Here is a 23,322-nt window from a genome sequence, read left to right on the forward strand (position 1 = left end):
AATTAATAAGGCATTAACAATAATATGTTTACATATATATGTAGTGGGTAAATATGTTTTAACGCATATTGAGTATGATGATAACCCTGCATACGAAAATGATCTTATCTTTTGCATTTTAAAAAACTATCATTCTTAAAATCGAAAGGAGAATTGACTGGATGTCAAAGAAGAATTGGAAGAAGCAGATAAATGCCTTTTTAGCAACAACTCTAGTCGCAAGTGTTGCCGCACCAATAGCACCTCTCACTGTAAAAGCTGAAACAGTTGCAAAGGATTTAATCATTTCAGAGTATATTGAGGGAAGTTCCTTTAATAAAGCAATTGAAATATATAATGGAACAGGTGTCGCTGTAGATTTAAGTAATTATACTTTAGAGCTTCATACGAACGGAGAAACTACCGCGAAAAATAAAGTGAATCTGACAGGTAATCTAGAAAGCGGTGCTACGTATGTTTTATATCATAAAGATGCAAATCCAAACATTAAAGCAAAAGGAAATCTAGAAAACATAAATGTTATTAATTTCAATGGAAATGATCCAGTCGTATTAAGGAAATCTGGTGAAATAGTTGATTCCATTGGACAAGTTGGTTCTTCAGCAGATTTTGCTAAAGATGTAACTTTAGTAAGAAAGAGTTCGGTCTTGTCTGGTGATACAATTATTGATGATTCTTTTAACGCAGCATTGGAATGGAATTCATATCCGATAGATGATTCATCCAATTTAGGCCAACACGTAATGGATACCGATTCAGGTGGACCTGTTGATCCTGTTGACCCCGAAGCACCGGTAGTTCTCTCAATTGGAGATGCTCGGAATAAAGGTCTGGGTGAAACAGTTACTATTAAAGGTAAAGTTGCAGCGGGCTTGAAAAATACGTTCTCGGTCCAAGATGATACAGGTGGTATTGCCGTAAGACCTACTAATTTAGCTATGTCTATTGGTGATGAAGTTACTTTAAAAGGTAAGTTAGCTGACTATCGTGGATTACTACAATTAGATGGTGCTACAATCGTTGAAAAAGTTGAAAATGCCGGTGTACCTTCTCCAAAGGTTGTAACAGGTGCTCAAGTAAATGAAGATAGTGAATCACAGCTAGTAACAGTGAAAAATGTTACTCTTACAGATGTTCAACAAGGGGCTGGATGGGCAAACTTTACTGCAAGTGACGGAACGAATTTCCTTGTTCGAGATGAAACAAATTCGCTTGGCTTAAATGTTGGTACAAACTATGAATCTATTACTGGTATTGTTCAACAGTTTGATAAAGACTACCAAGTGATTCCTCGATCAAAAGCAGATATTGTAGCAGATAGTTCAGCACTGAAGCCTGCTAGTGCATCTCCTGAAAGTGGAACGTTTGTTGGTAAGACAACAGTTACTTTAACAACACCGACAGCAGATGCAGAGATATATTACACTTTAGATGGTACGGAGCCAACCGATAAAAGTCTTAAATATGAGACACCAATTGAGATTAGCAAAAATACTATTTTAAAAACTATAGTTAAAGCGGAAGATGGCACATTTAGTGATATCACTACATTTGATTATAGCATTACCGATAAATTACAAATTCATGATATTCAAGGTGCAGGGCATGCTTCTACATTTGATGGTAAGACAGTTGAAGGAATTGAAGGAATTGTAACGTATTCATTTACGTTAAATAATAATTGGTATTATACGATTCAAACGCCAGATGAATTAATCGATAATGATCCGAATACTTCTGAAGGAATTTTTCTGTACAGTGGAAAGAAACCATGGCCAATTAAGGTAGGGGATTTAGTATCTGTTAAAGGTAAAGTAAGCGAATATGCATACGATGGCTATGATGACAGGCAGCAAACAGATTTAAAAACAACACAGATAAATGTGCGTGACGATCAAGATGGAAAAGTAGAAGTCATTAAAAGTAGTGTTGCATTACCAAAAGCAATTGGAATCGATAAGTTAAAAATGTCTTTTAGTAAAATTGACAGTGATCAGCTTGGCATTTTTAATCCAACAATCGACGCTATTGATTTTTGGGAAAGTATCGAAGGTATGAGAGTAGAAGTTGGCAACGTGAAAGCGGTAGCGCCACAGGAGCATGGAGATTTAGTAACAGTACTTGAGGATGAATCAACAAACACACTTCACGGTGGGGTATTGTATGAGAAAGAAAATGCAAATCCAAATAAAATTCAATTCCGATTAGAACCGAATGGAGCTGCACGTGATTTTGAGGTTGCTACAGGTGATAAATTTAAAGGGCCAATTACAGGAATTGTAGGCTATTCCTATCAAAACTTTAAAATCTATGCTTCTTTAGATGAGATGAAGGCTGCGTATGAAAAAGGAGATACATCGCCAGAGACAACAAAAATAGTAAAGGCAGAAGATAAGTTAACAATTGCCTCGTATAATTTGGAGAACTTCTCTAATAACAAAACTTCTACTACTGATGATAAAGCGAAAAAACTAGCAAGGGCAATTGGTATTGATATGGGCAGCCCTGATATTGTTGGTGTAACAGAGGTGCAGGATAATAACGGGCCGTCTCCAGGTGATTCCAAAGCGGATCAAAGTTATCAAAGATTAATTGACGCTATTAAAGGTGTAGGTGGTGTCGAGTATCAGTATGTTAATATTGATCCAATCAACAATCAAGATGGTGGAGCACCGGATGCAAATATTCGAGTTGGCTTCCTTTATAACCCAGAGCGAGTTAAGTTAAAGGAAGGTATTCCGGCAGGGGATGCTACAACAGCTGTTGGTTATCAAGATGGGAAATTAACACTGAATCCTGGTCGTATTGATCCAGCAAATGACGCGTTTAAAAGTAGCCGCAAACCTTTAGCAGCACAATTTGAATTCCAAGGTGAAGATGTAATTGTTATTGCAAATCATTGGAATTCTAAAACTGGAGATACGCCTTTATTTGGGGCGATTCAACCTCCACAGTATGGAAGTGAAGTGCAACGTAAAAAAATCGCCAACATTGTTTCTAATTTTGTTGGGGACATTAAATCAAAAAATCCAGATGCAAATATTGTTTCTTTAGGTGATTTTAATGATTATCAATTTGCTGATGCTCTTAAAATCCATGAAGGGCAACAGATGACAAATATGATTAATAAAGTGGATGCTTCTGATCGTTACACATATGTATTTCAAGGGAATTCACAAGTATTAGATCATATTTTAGTTTCAAACAATCTGGCAGAGAAAACGGATGTTGATATTCTTCATATTAATGCAGATTTTACGGACATGGCTGGCCGTGCAAGTGACCATGATCCTGTAATGGTTCAAATAGATGTTAATAAACCAACTGTTGAACCGATTCAGCCTGAAATAGTATATGACTATAAGAACTTCAAAACAAACAAATTGACAATAAATAAACCTAGTGTGGCAGTGCATTTAGATGCTCAATCTGTTATTCCAAAAGGCGTGTTCCTTAAAGGTGCCTATGCGGAGCTACATGGAGAAGGCTTTAAGACAACTGATGTTATTCTTAGCCCAGCGAAAGCAGGGATGATTATTGACCTTAAAGGCACTAGCGTGAAAACACTCACAATTGAAGGTGCAAAAGTCAGTGCAATAAGAGGCGCTGAAAATTTAGATTTAAAATCGATCATATATACAAAGGGTGCAGCTCCTGAGCAAATTAAATTTACAAATTCGAAGGGGAAACCCATTGTGGATCCATCTGTGCCTGCAGAAAACAATCAACCAATAATTCAAAATCCGATTTCAAACAAAACTGTAGCTGTAGGAGAAGAAATTAAAATTGATTTAACAAATCATTTTTCTGATCCTGATGGTGATGAACTTTCATTTACTGCTACAAAAGGCACTATCAATGGAAAGGTTTTAACGCTTAATTTAGAAGCGGGTAGTCATATTGTTGGCGTTACAGCATTTGATGGAAAGAAAAGTGTCACTACAAGTTTCAGTGTTACAGTGATTGCTAATGATTATTATGCAGGTGCTTATAACAAGGAAGGCCAAGCACTAAAAAAGGTTCTTCATGATATCATTTCTGAACAAAAGGTACTTTCTTATGATGATGTTTGGGATGCATTGAAGTATACAGATGAAGATCCTTCTAATCCTAGTAATGTCATTTTATTTTACTCTGGTAAATCTAGTCCAAAAACAAACAGTGGTGGTAATGTAGGGAACTGGAACCGAGAGCATACGTGGGCAAAGTCACATGGTAACTTTGGGACAAGCAATGGACCCGGAACAGATATCCATCACTTACGCCCAACCGATGTACAAGTTAATAGCTCAAGAGGGAATTTAGACTTTGACAATGGTGGCAGTCCAGTGGCTGGCTGTAATGGTTGCTTGAAAGATTCAGATTCATTCGAACCACCTAATCGCGTAAAAGGTGATGTAGCACGTATACTATTATATATGGCCACTCGCTATGAAGCTGGAGATAAGGTGGATCTTGAATTAAATGACAAAGTTAATAATGGAACAGCTCCTTACCACGGTAAACTTTCTGTTCTTTTACAATGGCACAAGCAAGATCCTGTAGATGAATATGAAAAACAAAGAAATGAAAGAATTTACGAAATTCAAGGAAATCGAAATCCGTTTATAGATCATCCTGAATGGGTGGAGAAGATTTGGTGATGGAAAGTTCTATTAACATGGTGACTTAAACTTGTGATATTACTTTCCACCTTATTAATATAGAAGAGTACCTAAAACGCCACTTCAAAGTTTAATTTGAAGTGGCGTTTGTTTATGCGAAATTTTATGAAGGAACTTTTTAAACAACAACTTGTAGATCACTCATTCTTTTCAACTCTGCCTCATGCTGGATCGAGCGGGCTGATAGTAGTTCAATAATGCGGTGCTGGCTTTCTTGAATAACTGCTAGTCGGTTTACTTTTTCATTCGTTTCTAAAACAGCTTGTTTGATTTGTTGTTGCTCAAACTCTACTACTTCAAGACGATTTTCAACCGACTCAAGACGGCATTCCACTGACTCAAGACGATTCTCAATGGAATCAAGACGTTGATTGATTTGCTTTAATTCGCTTAAAACTTCCTCCATCGATTTCACCTCTCTTCTGTTAAATGTATCTATTTTGTTAATCTATCTCTCTTTAACTTCTTTCAGCGGGTGTCCAAACATCCGCTGAAAGAAGTTAAAGCCTCCGGCAGATGTCATGGAATCGGAAAGGAACTCTTAGAGGATGTTAGCGTAAGATCATCGCATCCATGCGATAACGGCTAACTGACCTGCATCGTGCAGGCCTAAGCACAAAGCCGATTCCGGACGCAATTATGCCGAGGCATAATTGATTATAATTCCTCCCATTATAGCATAGAAAATTAGATTACAAGTATCGGCATTGAATTCATCGACAAATTATGACAGACTTAATGGAGATATAAAGATACTAGGAGAATGTTAAGTGATTAAAGAGTGGGATTTACTACGTGTGGTAGCGTGTTTGTCTATTTTATTATTGCACACTTCTTCGTGGATTATTATGGAGGTTGGGGCAATACCGGAGCAGACGTTTTATTTGTTTTTAAGGATTGCGCTGTGTTATGCGACGCCGACGTTTATTTTGTTGTCTATGTTAATTTTGGCGAATCGTTATCAGGATAAATTACCGAGTAACTTTTGGTCGAATAGAATTCAATATATTTTTCTACCTTATTTAATATGGGCATTGCTTGATTCAGTACTTGTGGAGTTAATTTTCGACAAGGGCTTATTATGGGAAAAGTTTGTGCGCAATATCGTTTATAGTGAGTTTGTAGGCTGGTTTGTTGTGGTCATTATGCAGTTATACATAGTTTTTGTGTTGATGAAACGTTTTAAGTGGTCTATGGCTTGGTTTTTACCGTTATGTGTGATGATTACGCTTATTCATCATTCAGTGATTGCATTGCCATATCCATTTTTTGAAGAGAATACTATAATGTTTCGTTTACTCTTTACGGGCTGGCTTGGCTATCTTGCCATAGCTTATGTGATGGGTGTGTATTATACGCAGATTGCTGCGCTTGCGAAAAAGTATCGTTACGCGACGATTGTGTTGTTTGTGTTATCCGCTGTCTTTTTATACATACGTATGCTGCTCGGTTATACAGAGACGCATTCGAGACGACTTGATTTAGTACCACTTGTTATAAGTATTACTTTGTTGGTAATTGCTTGGGGACAGTCGATACCTAATATGAAAACGGTCCAAGTGGTTAGTCGATATGCGTTTATGATCTATCTCATTCATTGGGAGGTTCTGCGTCTATCAACAGGATGGTTTGTGGAGCATTTTAATAGTACGCTAGTCCGAGTACCATTGCTAATGCTGTGGACGATAGTCATTTGCATTACGGTGACGAAGCTGATTTCTATGCTTCCATATAGTCAATGGGTAGTTGGGAAAATAAAAAAGCGTGCCACATAGGAAAAGCAGTGATTTCTTCAATTAGAGAAATCACTGCTTTTTTGTATTGCCAGTAGCATAGAGAAGTGCAAGATTGAAGTATCGGCGGTAGCAAAGCGGATTGCGCCGCTAAAGATTAGAGTATCGCCGCTAGCATCACAAATCCGCTGCTAGAGATACAATATCGCCGGTTATACCAACGATCCCGCCGTTAGAAGTCCATATATGCACCATCTCTACTCCGGCATCAATTTTAAATTGCGGTCATTGTAAGCAAGCACGACGTAGTCTGGGTGCATGCTTTGTAAATAAGGAATTATATCTTTTTTCAAGTAACGTAAGTCTAAAATCGTCAGCTCTTTAAAGTGACTTGCAACATGAAATTGAATAGTGTTAAAGTATGAATCTTTGATTACGACGATATGTTTATCGCTGTCATAGTGTTTGTTTACAATTGTGAGCTCTGCAAAGTCTCGGCTATAGGCATCGGCATAGTTAACAACTGCATCAGGATTCATTTTTTTTGCACGGCCGTATACTGCGTCGTACGGAGCCGTGACGCCACCTTCAATTGTACCGTCGTAAATTGTAAATTGCGTTGCGAATGAAGCAGGCTCATTATAGCAAATTTGATCGTGGTTATCGACGGTCATGTACAAAATTTTATTCCATGAGCCAGCAAACTTATTTGTTAAGCAATAAGTATTGGCTTCATCGTATGGAATTGGCTTAATCGATTCACCAAGTCGCTCATTCATTGTTTTAATTAGCGCCTGATAGCCTGAGTATGCACCGCGTATTGTCCAGTGATGATCGGTTTTGAAGAAGTTACGTTCAGCAGAAAAGTCGTTCTTCATTTCATCATAGAGACGAACATTGTCTACGCCCGCAGCGGTCACAAGCTCATGGAGGCGTGCATTATTGGCAATTCCAGCGTCATCGGGCATATAGCTTGGACTTGGTTCACGTGAGTAAGTCGCCTTTGCTGGTAGTGAGTAAAACGTAAACGGTATATTTTTTTCAGCTAGTCCTTCGCTTAGCTTTTGTAAATCAGAGGCGAAGGAAGCAAGCTCTTCATCAGATTTTGCTTCAGCGGGCTTGGAAATAATCCAGCCGCTTTTATCATCAACAGCGTATTTATCGTTTAAATAGGTTTTCCCCATTGCACGTTGGAAGTAAACATAGTTGCGCATCCAAGTATCACGTGCAGGAAATTGATCGGAAATATATGTTTCTACCTGTTTCGACCATGCCCCAGAAAAGATCTCCTGTAGGCTCGGTGAAAGGTTTGCAGATTCTAACGGACGGTTCTCCATTTCAGATTGTGGACGATCCACCGTTAATATATGCACGACGAATCCACCGAAAATGATGCAAAAAAAGGTTATTGGTAATAGATACATTTGTATTTTTCGCATATTGTCCCACCTAGAATCTAAAGTAAATGAATGGATTATGTGTTGCGTTCACTAAAAACATCGTGATAAAGAGCAACAATGCCCCATAGTAAATTGTTTGTACAAGGCGTAGACTCCAATCAAATGACAGGGAAGTCATCGCTTTTTGCTCGCTCCATGTTTGATAAAGTCTATAAATTGGCATAGCGAATATGATTGCTACAACAAAATACACGGCATAGTCCTTCGCAAGCAAAATCGTTTCATAATTGTACAGCGCCGCATCGGAAAGCCCGAACATCGTTTTGATAAAACTAAAGGCATATGTAAAGTCATTCGCTCTAAAGAATACCCAACCGATCATAACGATAACAAGAATATAAATATGGCGTAAGAAACGAGGTATACGTTCTAACCATTTTAAAAGCACCCATTTTTCAAGGCATATTAATATTCCGTAATAAAAACCCCATGCCATAAATGTCCAGCTCGCCCCGTGCCAAAAGCCCGTTAACGTCCAAACAATTAATAAATTTCGATATAGTTTCCATTCGTGGCTAACACGACTACCTCCAAGTGGGAAGTAGACATAATCTCTAAACCAGCTGCTGAGTGAAATATGCCAGCGACGCCAGAAGTCTGTTACGGACTGTGCAATGTATGGATAGTTAAAGTTCTCTTCAAAATGGAAGCCGAAAATTCGCGCTAAACCAATAGCCATATCACTATAACCAGAGAAGTCAAAATAGATTTGTAACGCGTAAGATAAGATCCCAATCCAAGCAGTACCTGTTGTTAAATCTCCACCTGATAAACTGAAAACCTGGTCGGCAACTTCACCCATCGGATTCGCAATAAGTACCTTTTTAGCTAACCCCTGTACAAAGCGACGTGTACCAATCATCCAATCTTCTGCTGTAGAGAATCGCTTTTTGATTTGTTCGGCAACCGTTTGATAACGAACGATCGGTCCAGCCACAAGCTGTGGAAACAGTGTAATGAAAAGTGATAAATCTAAAAAATTGCGCTGTGCCTTTACGTCCCTTCGATAAACATCGATCACATAACTAAGTGCTTGGAACGTATAGAATGAAATACCGATCGGAAGCGGTACAGCCTCCCATTCAATTGGCTTATCCAAATAGTTGTTAATAATGTCCACGAAAAAGCCGGCATATTTGTAATAGCCTAGGATGGCCAAGTTACTCACAATAACAAGCCAAAGTAACGCTTTTCGTTTAGACTGCGAAACTGTATTTTCAATGACAATCCCCAAAATATAGTTAAGCAAAATGGAAATCATCATTAATAGTACATACTTCGGTTCACCCCATGCATAAAAGAACAGGCTGGCCAAAAGTAGAATTGTGTTGCGTAACATCTTCGGAGAGATGAAGTACACAATAAGCACTAATGGTAAAAAGACATATAAAAATATAAGGCTACTAAAAACCATACCTTCAAATCCTCATCTCTAAATAATTGTTTGCTGATAGTATCGTGAAGATCACTGGTAACTGCTGAGATCGCTGATTGCAATATGAAAACCGCTGATAAAGTGCAAAGTATCGCTGATAACATCGCGAAAATCGCTGATAAAGTGCCGAGAATCGCTGATAACATCGCGAAAATCGCTGATAAAGTGTAAAGAATCGCTGATAACATCGCGAAAACCGCTGATAAAGTGCAAAGAATCGCTGATAAAGTGCAAAGTATCGCTGATAACATCGCGAAAATCGCTGATAAAAAGCCAAAAATCGCTGTTAACATCGAAAAAACTAATATAAAAAATTACCAACAAAAGCATAGCAATCGTCGCTGATTAAAAATTGTGAGTCAGCTCCAGAACAGTAATTTTAATGACAATTGCCTAAGAAATCGCCAAAATAACTGATAATCTGCAAAACTTCTAGAAAATTCTAATATAATCAAGGAAATACAAGAATAAATTACCTACCTTATTGTAACGTAAATTCACGAATTGTTCACTAATGGTTTTTTATCAATTTTTGGTTAAAAGTCGAATTTTGTCGAAAAGATGGATGGTAAAAATGACATGGGTAGTATGGTATATTTTCCTTACGGCAGTAAGGTTTGTATGTTAATTTTGAGGATGGAAGACATCATTAAAAATATATAAAATATGGTTATAAACCCTTTGGGAATAAGGAGTTACCACATTTTTCATTCCAGATATTGCACTTTGAAATTTATTAACTAGTAATCTTATAATGAATTAGTAGTCATAGGATGGCTAATTTATCTAGGAGGTTCTTTCATATGAAACAAAAATATAGTAAATGGGTTGTCGGCGCAGCGTCAGCAGCTCTAGTAGCATCAGCAATCGTACCAGCAGCAAGCGCAGCAAGCTTTTCTGATATTGAAAAAAGTGACCATAAGGAGGCTATTTTAGCATTAGCAGACGCTAAAATCGTATCTGGTTACCCAGATGGTACATTCAAACCGAACGCTGTTGTTACTCGTGGTAATGTAACAAAATTCTTAGGGAAATGGTTAGTATCAGAAAACTACGAAGTTCCTGCAGACTATGATACAGCAGCTCGTTTCACTGATTTACCAACAACAACATCTGACAAAGAGTTATTAAAATATGCAGCACTTGTTAAAGATGCTGGCGTATTCAAAGGCTCAAATAACCAATTAATGTACACTAATAACATGAACCGTGAGCAAATGGCGGTTGTTTTAGTACGTGCTATCAAAACTGTTTACAACGTAGATTTAGTAGCAGATTACAAAGAATCTGACTTCAAAACTACAATCACTGATTTAGACAAAGCTACAGCTACAGAAAATCGTGAAGCAATCATCGCGTTAGAATATGCTGGTCTTACAAACGTAAAACAGTTCAATCCTAAAAACACATTAACACGCGGTCAATTTGCATCATTCTTAAACCGTACAATTACAAACATCGGTGAAGAAGCAACTTTAACTGTTAAAGAAGCTAAAGTTGTAGATGCAACTACATTAGAAGTAACACTTTCTGATGATACAAAACATACTGTAAAATTAGAAACTGCTCTTCCAGAAAACAAAGAAACTAAAGTAGACTTCGAAATTGAAGGTAAATCTTATTCAGCTGTAGTTACATATAAAGTAACTGAAGCTAAATTAGAATCAGTAAAAGCTATTAACGCTAAAACAATCGAAGTTAAATTCAATAAAGCTGTAGAAGATACTTCTAAAGCTGCAGTTGAATTATTACGCGGTACTTTCAAACAAAACGTAACTCTTGTTTGGGCTGCAGACAAAAAATCAGTTCAATTAGTAGGTGCTACAAACTTCCAAGCAGCTGACTACACTGTAAACGTATCTGGTTTAACTGAAAAAGTATTAACTAGCGATGTTAAAATTGAAGCTCAAAAAGTAACTTCAATTGAAATCTTAGACGAAGTAGCTGTAGTTGACAAAGCCGTTAAAACTGACGGTACTTTCGATGCTGGTACTACTGCAACTGTTGGTTATGTAGTTAAAGACCAATATGGTACAGATATTACAAAAACAACTTCTTTAAAAACAAATGATAATGCTAACACAACTGTAGTTGCTGATTCAGCTAAAGGTGTAGTTAAATTATCAGGTGCTGTTGTTGAAGGCAAAAAAATCGGCGATTTAGTACCAGTAGTATTATTTGATTCTGCTACAGGTACATCAGTTTCAAAAACTGTAAAATTATCTGCTGAATCTACAGTTTCTTCTATTGAAGTAGCTGGTGTTTATAACGCTAAAGGTGAAGAAGTAGCTTTAAATGATGCTTCTAAAGCTTCTGATGCGTATATCGTATTAAATCTTAAAGATCAATACGGAAAAGAAATTACTGACCCTGCTAAAGCAACTGGTTTAGTAATTACAAACACAAACACAACAAACTTAACAATCGCTAACACTGTTTCAAAAGTTAAAATTGGCGATAAAGATAAATTAGTAGTTGCATTATCATCTATCTTAAAAGCTGGTGATACTGATGTATTATTAATTTCAACAACTAACGGTCAATCAGCTAAATATACTGTTAAAGTTGCAGAAACTTCTACAACTAATGCAATCTCTGTTTCTCAACCAGAAATCGCAGTTGCTGGGGAATCTACATTAATCCCATTAACAGTTACTGATAAAGAAGGCAATGTAATCACTAACAAAAAAGTGTTAGCGGATGCTAACAAAGGTATTAAAGTTGGTGGTACTACTGTTCCTGAATCAGCTCTTGAAGTAAAAGATGGTCAAGTATACTACAAAACAACATTTGGAGCGGCTGGAACACAAGCATTAGTATTCCAAACTTCAACTTATAAAGTTGCTACTATTACTGTAGATGTTAAAGCAACAGCAAAACCAACTGTTGTTCGTGGACTTAAAAAACCTTTAGTAATTTCAACTTTTAAATCTCCAGTTACAATTACAGCAAAAGACCACTTAATCATTGAAGACCAATATGGTCGTGAAATGAAAAACTCTGATGCACCTGTAACAGTAACATTAGTTGGAACTTCAGATGTAGTATCAGTAAATGCAGCAAATGAAGTAACTGCTCATAAAAACGGTACTGCAACATTAAATGTGGCACTTAAAACTCCAAATGGCACAATTGATTCTGCTGTAGAAGTAAAAGTACAAGTAACTGATGGTACAGAATACAACGGTTATGAAATTGCTGAAATTGGTAAAACAAAAGCAGGAGCAGAAAAAGAAATTACAGTTAACGGTTTACTAAACGGTGGTAAAGTAGCACTTGTTAACAGCGAATATACTGCGACAGTAACTGGCGGTAAATTAACTGCACCACAAGTGGTATCTGCAGGTAAAGTAAATATTGCTGACACAGCTTTAAACACTGATACAACAGCAGCAGCTAACAAAATTGACACAGAATTTACATTAAAAGTAACAATTAATGCTACTGGTCAAATTTTAGAACAAAAATTCGTTGTTTCAGCTGACGCTGAAAAAACGCAAGATTTCTTCTTTACAGCATCAGAAGCAAAAGGTGATTACAACCTAGCTAAAGCTATTACAGAAGCTACATTAGTATCTGGTCAAACTGTAGCAAGCTTAAAATCTACAGGTGATGCACCTGCAGTAGTAAACGTTGCAACTGTTGACCAATACGGTAACAAAGCAATCACAGCACTTGCTGCAGATACAGTTACAATCGTACCTGAAAAAGTAACGGATTTAACAATTACTGGTAATGGTACAGCGGATGCAACAGCAACATTAAAATCTGATGTTAAAGAAGCAAAAGCTACTTTAAAAGTTAAAGTAGGTAACGCAACAAAAGAATTAAAAGTAACAATTGTAGCTGCTCCTTAATTAAAAGGATTATCCTATAAACTAGTGAACTAGTAACTTAGCCTTGTGATTAGATGAAACTTTTTGTTTCATCATGGTCACAAGGCTTTTTAATGGAGAGAAATCTCCGTAATTTTTTGTATATGTAATGAAGTTATAGCCCTAACATTTAATACAGATGTTAGGGCTATTTCTATTTGTAGTAAAACATGGAGAAAAGCTCGACAACACATTCTAGAATACAAAACAATAATAGATTTTGAGATATTTAGATTTCCTTAAACGTAATATAATAGTATGATAGACAAAATATGTTAAGGAGTTGAGTTGGTGATGAATAAGCATACTTTATTTCAGGGAGCATTAGTTGCTGCTCTAGCGACGAGTGCTATTGTAGTAGTACCAACTGCGCAGGCAACAGATAAATTTTCTGATGTTGATTACACGAAGGAATACGGTGCTGCAGTAAAGAATTTAGCTGAACGTGGAATTATTAAAGGTTATGCAGATGGTACGTTTAAGCCATTCGCTGATGTGACGCGTGGACAAGCATCGAAGATTTTAGCAGGTCTTCTAGGGCTGGATACCAAAAATGTAATGGACCCACAATTTACCGATGTAAAGCCAAGCGATGAATATTATGGGGCAATCGCAGCCTTAGAAAATGCAGGAATTATTTCAGGATTTGCTGATGGTAGTTTCGGTGTCAATCAAGCGATTACACGTGAACAATTAGCGCGAATGCTAACAACTGCATATCAGTTAGAAATTGCTGAAGTCGATCAAGCTTTACCATTTACGGATATTGTAAAATATTCGGATGCTTATTATGCAGTTGCTCCATTGTTTGAAAATAATATAACAAAGGGGATTACACCAACTACTTTTGGATTAAAAGAGACTGTCAACCGTTCGCAGTTTGCATTATTTATTCATCGTATCGAAGCAATGCAGGCTAAACGAGTTATCCAAACGTTTACTGCGAGTGAGCTTAATTCAAATAGTATTGATGCTTACTCTACAGACAATCTAGCGCCAGATAGAGAGCATGAATTCTTCCGCATTTTTCGATCAAATAATGATGTGAAGGTTGAGGCGTTAAGAGAGGGATCGGGCTATTTTATGCTTATTGGTTACAATATCGATAATGAGGAAAATTATGAAATAGTCGAAATGCAAAAATATAAAATTGATGTAACAAAAGTAGATGGAAAATTACAAATTAACTGTCAGCCAACAGATGAAGTGACACCAGGCTCAGCGCTGTTTTTAGAGCAAGATTTAGGCTTTGATCCGAAAAATATTCAGCTAACTACAGCTGCTGGTCATGCTGTTAGTGATAAAGTTTTCAGCTATAAGCCATTTAAATTTGATGGTTGGGAGAAAGAAACGATTCCTAAGGGTGGTAACTATATGTTGTTGTTATCACAAACAGGTGACTATATTGCGACTCTATCTGATAATAAAGGGCATTCGGTACGTATAGGTATCCGTGCAGAATCTGATGGGTATGAATTGTATACAACATCAGCGGTTGAAAAAAATAGTGCGTTCATTCCAAAAAGTGAAATAGGCTTTAAAGTGAAGGATTTCAAAATAGAGCAATATACCGGAGCAATGCATGATCATAAAATAGTTGATGTCGAGCTTTCAGCAGATGGTGTAACTGTAAAAAGAGTCGGAAAAGGTAATTCTATTTTTTCTGTCCGTCTGAATGGAGAGAATGGTGAAAAACTATATGTACACGGTATGATCTATGAGGTAAGTGGTATAACAGCAATGAACTATGAACTAGCGACACAAGAACAAATGGAGAATTCATCATTTAATTAATAAATAGATGTGATCACCGGTAGAATATCGAAGTATCGCTGATAAACATCGAAGAATCGCTGATAAAACCCGATAAATCGCTGATAATCATTAAAGAATCGCTGATAAAACAAAATAAATCGCCGATAAACATCAAAGAACCTCCCCGAATTATTTTCGGGGAGGTTCTTGTATACTAAAAGACAATATATTTCACATAGTCTTTCCAACCGATTTCTTTGAAATGTTGCCACTCAATTTTTTTAAGAGGTATTGAACGGAAGGAGCGGGCTAAAATATTGCGTTGTTCATTTACAATAATTGGTGTTCCAGCTTCCATATAGCCTGTAAAGATAGTAGAATCAGCCGTTTTAAAGGCAACCTCGATATCCTCAAGGCGTACTTTACCATGTTCATCAAGCGTATAAACGCTATGTTTATTATTCTTTCCTGATTTCACCCATGCGGATTTCACCTTAAATGCGTTGGATGCCTCATTTACGGTAATTGAAGCCTTACCAACAGTTGAAAATGGAATGTTTTCTAGAATGTCATCATCCTGGTGCAATATTACTTCATAGCTTGAAGGCAGTGGTAGCTTCTTAGACTTGGCTAATTCGTTTGCCCAAGGTGATTCATTATTCATTGGTATCATTTGTTTTTGAACGACAGTACCTGTTAGATCGCCATCATAATGCTGCAATTTAAAACTAACGGTTTGTCCATCTTTTACCTTTTGCCATTCATCTTCAGATAAGTAGGCAAGCATAGATTTTTCAGATGAATAAATTTCAAATGTCACGGCACCAGCTTCTTCAGTGATTTTTGAGATTACACCATCTACTGGGCAGATAACGCCTTGGCGTGCTTTAACTTGAGCTATTTGTGCATCCATTAATGCTACTTGACGAGTAGTCTCCGCAATATGACGGTTTAATATTGCCACTGCAGTTGATGGAGAAGTTTGCTGGCCTAATTCAAATTTAACAGAGACATTTAGCTTGTCACTAATCTGGTCGGTATTAATAGAGCTTTTCGGGTCTTTGGCTCCACCGTATTCAGATTCTATCTCGGCTAAAGCAGATTCTAAATCACTTAATTCAGTTTCGTAAGCAGTGCGTTCAGCCTCAAGCTTTGTTAATTCACCGTCAACTTCCTCTGTTTTATAGGTAGCTAGTAAATCATTAGCATGTACTTCCTGTCCACGTGTTACATCTATTGCAGAAAGGCTTTTCGCATCTGCTGAAATTGTATAGGTTTGTGTAGGTGCAACAATCGCATCCTTGTCAACCGTCTCTACACGGTCACCAGTAGTAGCTCTTTGAAATTCGTCGATAAAGTAGGATCTTGCTACCTTACTATCATCCTTAAATACAAAATAAGCATTTACACCAATTAATAAAGCTACCACAATAATACTTAAACTTGTCCAAGGTCTGGATTTAATAAAGCGCATCATCCTAACCCCCTTGTAATCCATTCTTGTAGAGGTAACGCACTAACCATTCCGATAAAAATAGCCATTACCACATATAGTCCAATAATTTTTGCTAATAATGCCTTACGATCTGACCATTCCTCCCATTTTGAAAGGAATGTGTATTGCACAATAATTGTTAATACAGTTGCTACAGTTAATTGATTGATAGCAAATAGCACAAAATCCGTATCAATTACTTGCTGAGCCATAGGTGCAAGTGAAAAGAAGGAGAAGTTTGTCGTGTAACCAACTGCATAAAACACCGCAAATAAAATTGTTTTTTCAATAAGTAAAAATACCATTACATAAAGTTGTACCTTCTGAATCCACTTGTAAGGAATGTCTGTTAATAGATGTAACAAGTATGTAACGCCATAATAATGGAAGCAATAATAGATGATTCCCCAGGCAATTACCCCAACCATTGATAGTAAACGGGCAGTATAGTATTCATTTGGATGATTTGATGCAAATAATGTTGTTAAGCTTTCAGTACCCATGCCCCAAAACTCACGAACAATAAATAGAAGCATAAAGAGCATGAAAACTGTGAAGGATCGTTTCTTATAGCCTGTTATCTCTCCTTGTTCAACAGCTTGGGTAAAGTTAGTGGGATGCATTAAGCTGTGCCAAAACTTATATTGATAAAACATATATAGCTCCCTTTCTCGTAATTTAAATATTAAAGTTGTAGTATACACCTAATTACTGGTAAATGACATAGTGGAAATGCTAAGTTTTTCATAGATTTCCCTCGATAAAGAGAAAATTTAATCGTTGTTTTAGACAATGATAGAAATTATTTATTCACCAATCTAAGTAAGTCTTCGACAAAATATTTCCCGAAAAATATTAAGCGCAAGTACATGTAGAGTAGTGCTTTCTATTAAATAGTACATTAAATATTCCGTTGGTTCTTTTAACGCTTCGCTTTCGCATTTCAGCTGTGTCTGTTTTTTTCTATTAGCATTTTTACTCGCGATTAGTCATCTTTTGCCAAAATTTCTGCCAGATCAATGCATATAATTTAATTATATAGTATCCTAACAATAACTTCCTATAAAAAGACTATTCAATCTAAAAAAATTATCTTTCTGCTTAGTGAAGAGGAAAAGCTACTTTAATAGATTAGCTTGAAATAGGATAAAATGCACCGATACAAAAGGTAGCAAATTAGAAATCAATGATACATATCTATTTACCTATAAAAAGAAAGGGTGGGCATTTTGAAGAAACCAATACAAGTTGGTGTAATAACAAGTCTATTATTAACTCCGGCAGCGATTGCCAATGCTCAAGAAGGACAACCTCAAACAATCTCTCAGACGAATCAAGTAGCTAATGTGAATGTAGCAGCAACAGATGCTAGGTCACAAACCATTGCACAATTTGGAAAACTATCTGTTACGTCAACTAATGATGAAATGGTGATAGCAAAGGGAGATGTAGCGGTTTTAGGTGATAAAGGCTTCAATCCAGCTGAAGTCAATTTTATTAAAGCTAAATACGACTATGTTGTAGCCCAACGAGATTTATTGGCCAAATTAAAGACTATTGGGGACAAAATTGGTAAGTTGTCTTATACAAGTAAAACATTTGTGGATGAAGTTACAGCAGTTTATGAAGAGTACGATACTTTTTTAGTTTCAAACACTAAAGAAGAGCCTTATTTAAAAGTTCAAAAGACTTTCGAGAATGCTGTAAATGCAGCACTCGCATCACAGGATGCAAATGGCATTGCTTCTACAATTCGAGGTACATCTCTACAATATGGCTATGAAGGGCCTTATCTTATTGATTATTTCAAAAAGAACGGTGCAGATACTGAGAAGCTTTTGAAAATGAACGAAGATGCAAAGGCTGTAGAAAACGCACTTTTGGAATTAAATTCTTTTATGGGTGTTCTAAACAATGAGTCATCTACATCCACTGAAATTGCAGAAGCAGCTGCTAAAGTAACAACTGAATTGAGCACTCTCACAGCTGATCAAAAGAAAATCATCACAGCCTATAATCCTAAAAATGCAGCAGTGACACCATACAAAAAATATACAGATGTGTTAGCTAACCTATCTTCAGCTGATCAAGTAATTGCGAGTATTACACAGCTGGCGAAAAAGACTCCAGAAGACTTTGCATCTGCTACAAGCTATATTAGTGCAGTAACAGCAATTGAAACTGCCTACAATAAACTGGATGAAGGCTCAAAACGTCTAGTTACAAATTCTAAAGATTTTGAACCATATAAGACTGCCGCTAATATTTCTAATCAAATTACAGCATTAAAGCCCTCAAATAATGCAGATTATCGAACAGCAGTGAAGTCAGCAAGGGAAAAATACTCTTCATTATCATTAGACAAACAAGGATTTGTAAAAAATATAGCTGACTTAGAATTAGCTGAAGCAAATATAGTAGCAGCGGAAGCAATTGAGAACCTCATTTCGGGAATTGACAAAGCTCCGGATAAAATAACACAAATAGAGCAAACACGCGCTGCTTACAATGCGCCTGTTGCACCTGAAGGGAAGAAAATAGATCCAGCCACTGTCAAAAAAATCGTCAACAATTTGTCATTGCTAACAAGCTGGGAAACTTCACATAAAGCTGTTTTAAATGTACTTGCGCTTGTGGAAAAGCTAGACCCAGCTGCGAAGGATTATACTAAAAAAGCGCAGGCAGCTAATACGGCATACTTAAAGCTAGATACTGCGAAACGTGAGTCCGTAAAAAACTATAAATCGTTGCAGAATCAAGTAGAGGCGATGGATATTGTGTCACGCATCATGGCCTTAAACCCATCACAAAAAACATATACGGAAACAGTCACGAAGTTATATGAAGATTATGGGAAACTTTCACCTGAGGGAAAACAACTTGTAACGAATTATCCTGATCTTGAAACTGCGAATGGCTATATTAAAACAGCAAAAACTTTCGATGATCGTGTTATCGCTTTAGCTAATGAGCCAGATGCTACATTTGTAGCGCAAGTAGCAGCGATGTCTGCTGAATATAAAGTGATGGATAAAAATGCGAAAAAATTAGTAACACAATACAAGACATTAACAACTTATGAGAAAAATAATGCTAATGTTGTGAAGGTTATTAATGCAATTGCAGCTTTAAATCCAGCAAATAAGGATTATTCAAAAAAGGTTTTAGCAGCACGTAAAGCATACAATGCATTAGACCCTGCCTCACAAAAACGTGTAACAAACTACGGTCAGTTAACAGCAGTTGAGGATGTTGCTACATTAATAGGCTTGATTGAAACATTGAAACCTACAAGTAAAACATTTTTAAATGATTTAGATAGTGCGCGCAAAAATTATGATGCATTACCATTAGAAAAGCAAAAAGCTGTCATAAACTATGAAAAGCTTGTCACAGCTGAGACTGAGCTGAAATCTGCGCATATAGTTATTGAGTTGATAGATGCGGCAACGCCTGAAGACCCGGATTATTTAACGAAGCTTATGAATGCTCGCGTTGCTTACGATAAACTTTCATCAGGACAGAAAAAGCTTGTGTCTAATGTGAAGGTGTTAACAGACCGTGAAAAACAAGTAAAAGCAATTTTAAATACTATGGTACAAATTGATGGTTTAGAGCCGGGCACAAGCAAATTTGTCAGTCAAGTAAACTCAGCACGAAAAGCTTACGATAAGCTGACAAAAGATCAAAAGCAATATGTTAAAAATATCGATATTTTACAGAACTATGAGCCGACTGCCAAAGTGATTGAATTAATTAGCAAGTTAAAGCCGTCAAGTAAAACGTTCAATGCGGATACTGTACAAGCTCGAGCATTATACGAGGCTCTAAGTAAGGACATGCAGCAATATGTTACAAACTACAATTTATTACAAGCTGCTGAAACAAGCATCTTAGGTGCAGGAAATGTACAGCGCATGATTGATGAGCTTCCGACTGTCCCAGCAAATCAATATATTAAACGTATTGAAGAGATACGGGCAGCATATAATGCGTTACCAAAAGATCAACAATATGCGGTTGAAAACTATAAAACATTGCAAGAGCAAGAAAAAATTATTAAGCCTGTCATTAGCGTTGTCAATGAGATCGATAAACTGATGACATCGAAAAATATGGACAGCCAATATCAAAAGATTTTAAAAGCATATGACAATCTTAATGCCACTCAGCGTAAATATGTTTATAACGAGCAGCTACTTCTATCGTTAGATAACGTTATTAAAGTTTATAAGAGTATTGCCGCTTTAAAGCCAAGCGACAAATTGTATTTTGGTATGATAGAATCTGTGCGAAAAGATTACGATAGCTTGAGTACAACAGATAAGCAAAGGGTATCTAATTACAATATTTTGCTTGAAGCTGAGAATAGTATGAGTGATGTAAAGAAGGTTGTTGAAATTATAGCTGGTCTTAATCCGACTTCTAGCACATATATTCAAGATGTAGCGAATGCTTCTGCTGCATATAAAGCGTTAGACTCTAAAGTAAAAGGACAAGTCCTTAACTACGATACTTTGAAGAATGCGGAAAAAGATATAACTGCTGTGTTAAAAGTAGTTAGTGCGATCGGCGAGTTGGATCCAGATGCTAAAACGTTTGAAAAGAAAGTACTGGCTGCACAAAAACTATACTCTGCACTTACTCTTGATCAGCAGGACTTAGTGTATAATTATCGTATTTTACAGGATCATTTAAAAACATTAGGTTTAGATTAAGAAGAGAGGGCAAGTCCCTCTTTTCTTTGTTTATAATAAGGAAAGGGAGCGTTAATTTGTCAACTAAGAAGGTACATAAAGCATGGGCTTTTGCAACCGCGGCAGTAGTAGTTCCCTGTGTTACAGTTATGCCTACAGCAGCAGCCACAATGCCATTTACAGATATAAAAAATAGCGGAAGCGAAGTTGAACTATACAAGGCCGTTAACGAATTATATAGCCAGGGAATTGTATTTGGGACAACATCGACTACGTTTAGTCCATATCAAAATTTAACGTGAGGGGAAGCGGCATACTTTTTAGCTGAAGCTCTAAAGTTGGAGACAAAAAATGTAGTAAATCCTGGCTTCGGTGATGTACCAGCCACTCATAAATATTACGGACATATAGCTGCACTTGCTGACAAGGGCATTATCCAAAAAGGTACAAATTATAATCCGGATCATTTTATTAAGCGAAGTCAAATGGCAAAGATGTTGACACTTGGCTTTGATTTACAGCAAGCAACAACATTATCTGCACCATTTTCAGATTTTACAAAAGATAGTGAAACTAATAAGTATATTCAAACGTTATTAAATCATGGGATTACACAAGGGACTAGTGCGACAACATTTTCACCATATACAGATGTTCGACGCGGTCAAATGGTTTTATTCCTATACCGCACCTTGCAAAAAACTGAAGACAATTTTTATGTTATTAGCGTTGAATAAAAGCGAAGGCTCACTCTTAGATTATCCGCAATCTTGGAGTGGTTTTTTTAAAACTATCGAGGTAAAATTAGGTAATAATGGAATACTTGTGCGCGCCATCCAAAGTCGGGAGCCAAGACCAGTCGACCTTGAAGCAGCTATTTAATTCTGTGAAAACGCTTTTATTGCCCCAACGTGTGAGTTCACTATACGCCTCCAGTGAAACTTTGGCTGTAACAGAGATTTAACCATTGTACTTCATGTGAATACGAACTTTGTGGAAGTAAATGGCGGTCTTCGTGGATGGTAGCAAAATTGTTCCTTTAGAGTACTCTACATAATTAAATGAAGGAGGAGATAGCAATGTTAAAAAAAGTATCTAGTGTTGTTGGCATGTCTCTTATTTTGCTGACTACATCATATGCTGTGCCTCTGACAAACACATCTGAAGAAGTATTGGCAGCCAATATTGCAAAGGATGTTTCACAATCACATTGGGCTAGAAGCTCGATAGAACATATGCTAGAAAAGCGCTATATGACAAATTATCAGGATGGCTTCTTTAGACCAGAACAACCGATTACTAGGGCAGAGGCTGCAGCTGCAATTGCTCGTTCTATGCAGCTAAAACTTGATACCGATTACTCTCCAAATTTTACAGACTTATCAGCCAATCATTCGTACTATAAAGAAATTTGTGCGTTAGTGGAGTTAGGAATTTTACAAAATGGTGATTTCTTCAACCCTGATGCACCTTTAAAACGTGCGCAAATTGCCAAGATGTTAACGCTCGCTTATCAAATTGAAGTCGATTCCCAAAATAATAGTAAGTTTAGCGATGTTAATGAGGGAAACTGGGCAAAAGACTATATTGAATCACTTGCAGATGTAGGTGTTATTAAAGGAATCAATGCACAACAATTTGCACCGAATCAATTAGTAACACGTGCGCAATTTGCTTCTATGGTTGAAAGAAGTCTCGACTTTACAACGAAGGTAACAAATTTAGAGGTAGTTTATGACTATTTATCAAAGTCTTATATTCCTACAAAAAATTATTCACCAGCCATGTCTAATGATGTAATACGTCTAGTCAACGTCGAAAGACAAAAAAGAAAGCTAGAACCTCTAAATTTTGATGCAGCTTTAACGCAAGTTGCCGTTATTAAGGCACAGGATATGGTGAATCGACATTATTTTGAGCACGAATCACCTTACTACGGAATGCCATGGGATTTAGCGACATTATTCGATTATCCATATACGAGCTTAGGAGAGAATATAGGAAGAAACATTCCAACACCTGATGCGGCCGTTAAAGCATGGATGGCTTCACCAACACATCGTGACAATATTTTGCGAGAAAATTACACAAATACCGGGGTAGCGATTGCAGTTGATAGTAAAGGATTTTACTATTGGGTCCAGTTATTTTCTAGTCAATAGCTTGTGCGGAACGAGTAATACCCGTAAAGAAGCATAGGGATACCCG

General features: G+C 36.8%; 14 protein-coding genes. 8 read left to right on the top strand and 6 right to left on the bottom strand.

Translation table 11 applies throughout. The features are described 5' to 3' along the window. Positions 1-161: 161 nt before the first annotated feature. The gene (locus ACQKMV_RS00845) at positions 162-4,643 is read left to right on the top strand and encodes an endonuclease (protein WP_427501953.1); all 4,482 of its coding nucleotides are present in this window, start codon (positions 162-164) and stop codon (positions 4,641-4,643) included. A gap of 139 nt (positions 4,644-4,782) precedes the next feature. Here the strand turns inward: ACQKMV_RS00845 and ACQKMV_RS00850 are convergent, their stop codons facing one another. Then, entirely contained in the window at positions 4,783-5,070 is a 288-nt protein-coding gene (locus ACQKMV_RS00850; protein ID WP_427501954.1) for a hypothetical protein, read from the bottom strand. A 364-nt stretch (positions 5,071-5,434) separates the two neighbouring features. Between ACQKMV_RS00850 and ACQKMV_RS00855 the strand changes: the two genes are divergently transcribed. Next, the gene (locus ACQKMV_RS00855; RefSeq protein WP_427501955.1) at positions 5,435-6,439 is read left to right on the top strand and encodes an acyltransferase family protein; all 1,005 of its coding nucleotides are present in this window, start codon (positions 5,435-5,437) and stop codon (positions 6,437-6,439) included. Positions 6,440-6,654: 215 nt separating this feature from the next. On the opposite strand, the gene ACQKMV_RS00860 is transcribed toward ACQKMV_RS00855, so the two are convergent. Genes ACQKMV_RS00860 through ACQKMV_RS00870 form a run of 3 tightly spaced genes read right to left on the bottom strand, consistent with a single transcriptional unit; the run spans position 6,655 to position 9,585 of the window. After that, positions 6,655-7,836 (bottom strand): DHHW family protein, encoded by a 1,182-nt coding sequence (locus ACQKMV_RS00860; protein ID WP_427501956.1) that lies wholly within the window; start codon positions 7,834-7,836, stop codon positions 6,655-6,657. 10 nt (positions 7,837-7,846) lie between these two features. Then, positions 7,847-9,271: an MBOAT family O-acyltransferase gene (locus ACQKMV_RS00865; protein WP_427501957.1), complete on the bottom strand. Its 1,425-nt coding sequence runs from the start codon at positions 9,269-9,271 to the stop codon at positions 7,847-7,849. Next, positions 9,226-9,585: a hypothetical protein gene (locus ACQKMV_RS00870; protein ID WP_427501958.1), complete on the bottom strand. Its 360-nt coding sequence runs from the start codon at positions 9,583-9,585 to the stop codon at positions 9,226-9,228. Before ACQKMV_RS00870 ends, ACQKMV_RS00865 begins: the two co-directional genes overlap by 46 nt. A gap of 510 nt (positions 9,586-10,095) precedes the next feature. Here ACQKMV_RS00870 and ACQKMV_RS00875 point away from each other — a divergent pair. Both ACQKMV_RS00875 and ACQKMV_RS00880 read left to right on the top strand, forming a co-directional pair. Further along, positions 10,096-13,149 (top strand): S-layer homology domain-containing protein, encoded by a 3,054-nt coding sequence (locus tag ACQKMV_RS00875; protein WP_427501959.1) that lies wholly within the window; start codon positions 10,096-10,098, stop codon positions 13,147-13,149. A 312-nt stretch (positions 13,150-13,461) separates the two neighbouring features. Further along, the gene (locus tag ACQKMV_RS00880; RefSeq protein WP_427501960.1) at positions 13,462-14,961 is read left to right on the top strand and encodes an S-layer homology domain-containing protein; all 1,500 of its coding nucleotides are present in this window, start codon (positions 13,462-13,464) and stop codon (positions 14,959-14,961) included. Between the two features lie 175 nt (positions 14,962-15,136). Here ACQKMV_RS00880 and ACQKMV_RS00885 read toward each other — a convergent pair whose 3' ends face one another. Both ACQKMV_RS00885 and ACQKMV_RS00890 read right to left on the bottom strand, forming a co-directional pair. Continuing rightward, positions 15,137-16,396, bottom strand: a complete 1,260-nt coding sequence (locus ACQKMV_RS00885; protein ID WP_427501961.1) for an HlyD family secretion protein — start codon at positions 16,394-16,396, stop codon at positions 15,137-15,139. Then, positions 16,396-17,073 carry a hypothetical protein gene (locus ACQKMV_RS00890; protein ID WP_427426066.1) on the bottom strand — a complete coding sequence of 226 codons (678 nt, stop codon included), beginning with the start codon at positions 17,071-17,073 and terminating at the stop codon, positions 16,396-16,398. Before ACQKMV_RS00890 ends, ACQKMV_RS00885 begins: the two co-directional genes overlap by 1 nt. Positions 17,074-17,646: 573 nt before the next feature. On the opposite strand from ACQKMV_RS00890, the gene ACQKMV_RS00895 reads away from it, so the two are divergent. The 4 genes from ACQKMV_RS00895 to ACQKMV_RS00910 all read left to right on the top strand — a co-directional run bounded on the left by ACQKMV_RS00895 (position 17,647) and on the right by ACQKMV_RS00910 (position 23,276). Further along, positions 17,647-21,135 carry a hypothetical protein gene (locus ACQKMV_RS00895; protein WP_427501962.1) on the top strand — a complete coding sequence of 1,163 codons (3,489 nt, stop codon included), beginning with the start codon at positions 17,647-17,649 and terminating at the stop codon, positions 21,133-21,135. Positions 21,136-21,191: 56 nt separating this feature from the next. Further along, on the top strand, positions 21,192-21,416 hold the full coding sequence (locus ACQKMV_RS00900) for an S-layer homology domain-containing protein (RefSeq protein WP_427501963.1): 225 nt from the start codon (positions 21,192-21,194) through the stop codon (positions 21,414-21,416). 36 nt (positions 21,417-21,452) lie between these two features. Then, complete coding sequence (locus tag ACQKMV_RS00905) at positions 21,453-21,851, top strand: S-layer homology domain-containing protein (protein ID WP_427501964.1); 399 nt, start codon at positions 21,453-21,455, stop codon at positions 21,849-21,851. Between the two features lie 342 nt (positions 21,852-22,193). Then, a complete protein-coding gene (locus ACQKMV_RS00910) occupies positions 22,194-23,276 on the top strand; it encodes an S-layer homology domain-containing protein (RefSeq protein WP_427501965.1) in 1,083 nt (360 codons plus the stop codon). The last annotated feature ends 46 nt before the right edge of the window (positions 23,277-23,322 follow it).

Origin of the sequence: Lysinibacillus sp. NPDC094403, assembly GCF_050278745.1 — a bacterium.
Lineage (GTDB): Bacteria > Bacillota > Bacilli > Bacillales_A > Planococcaceae > Lysinibacillus.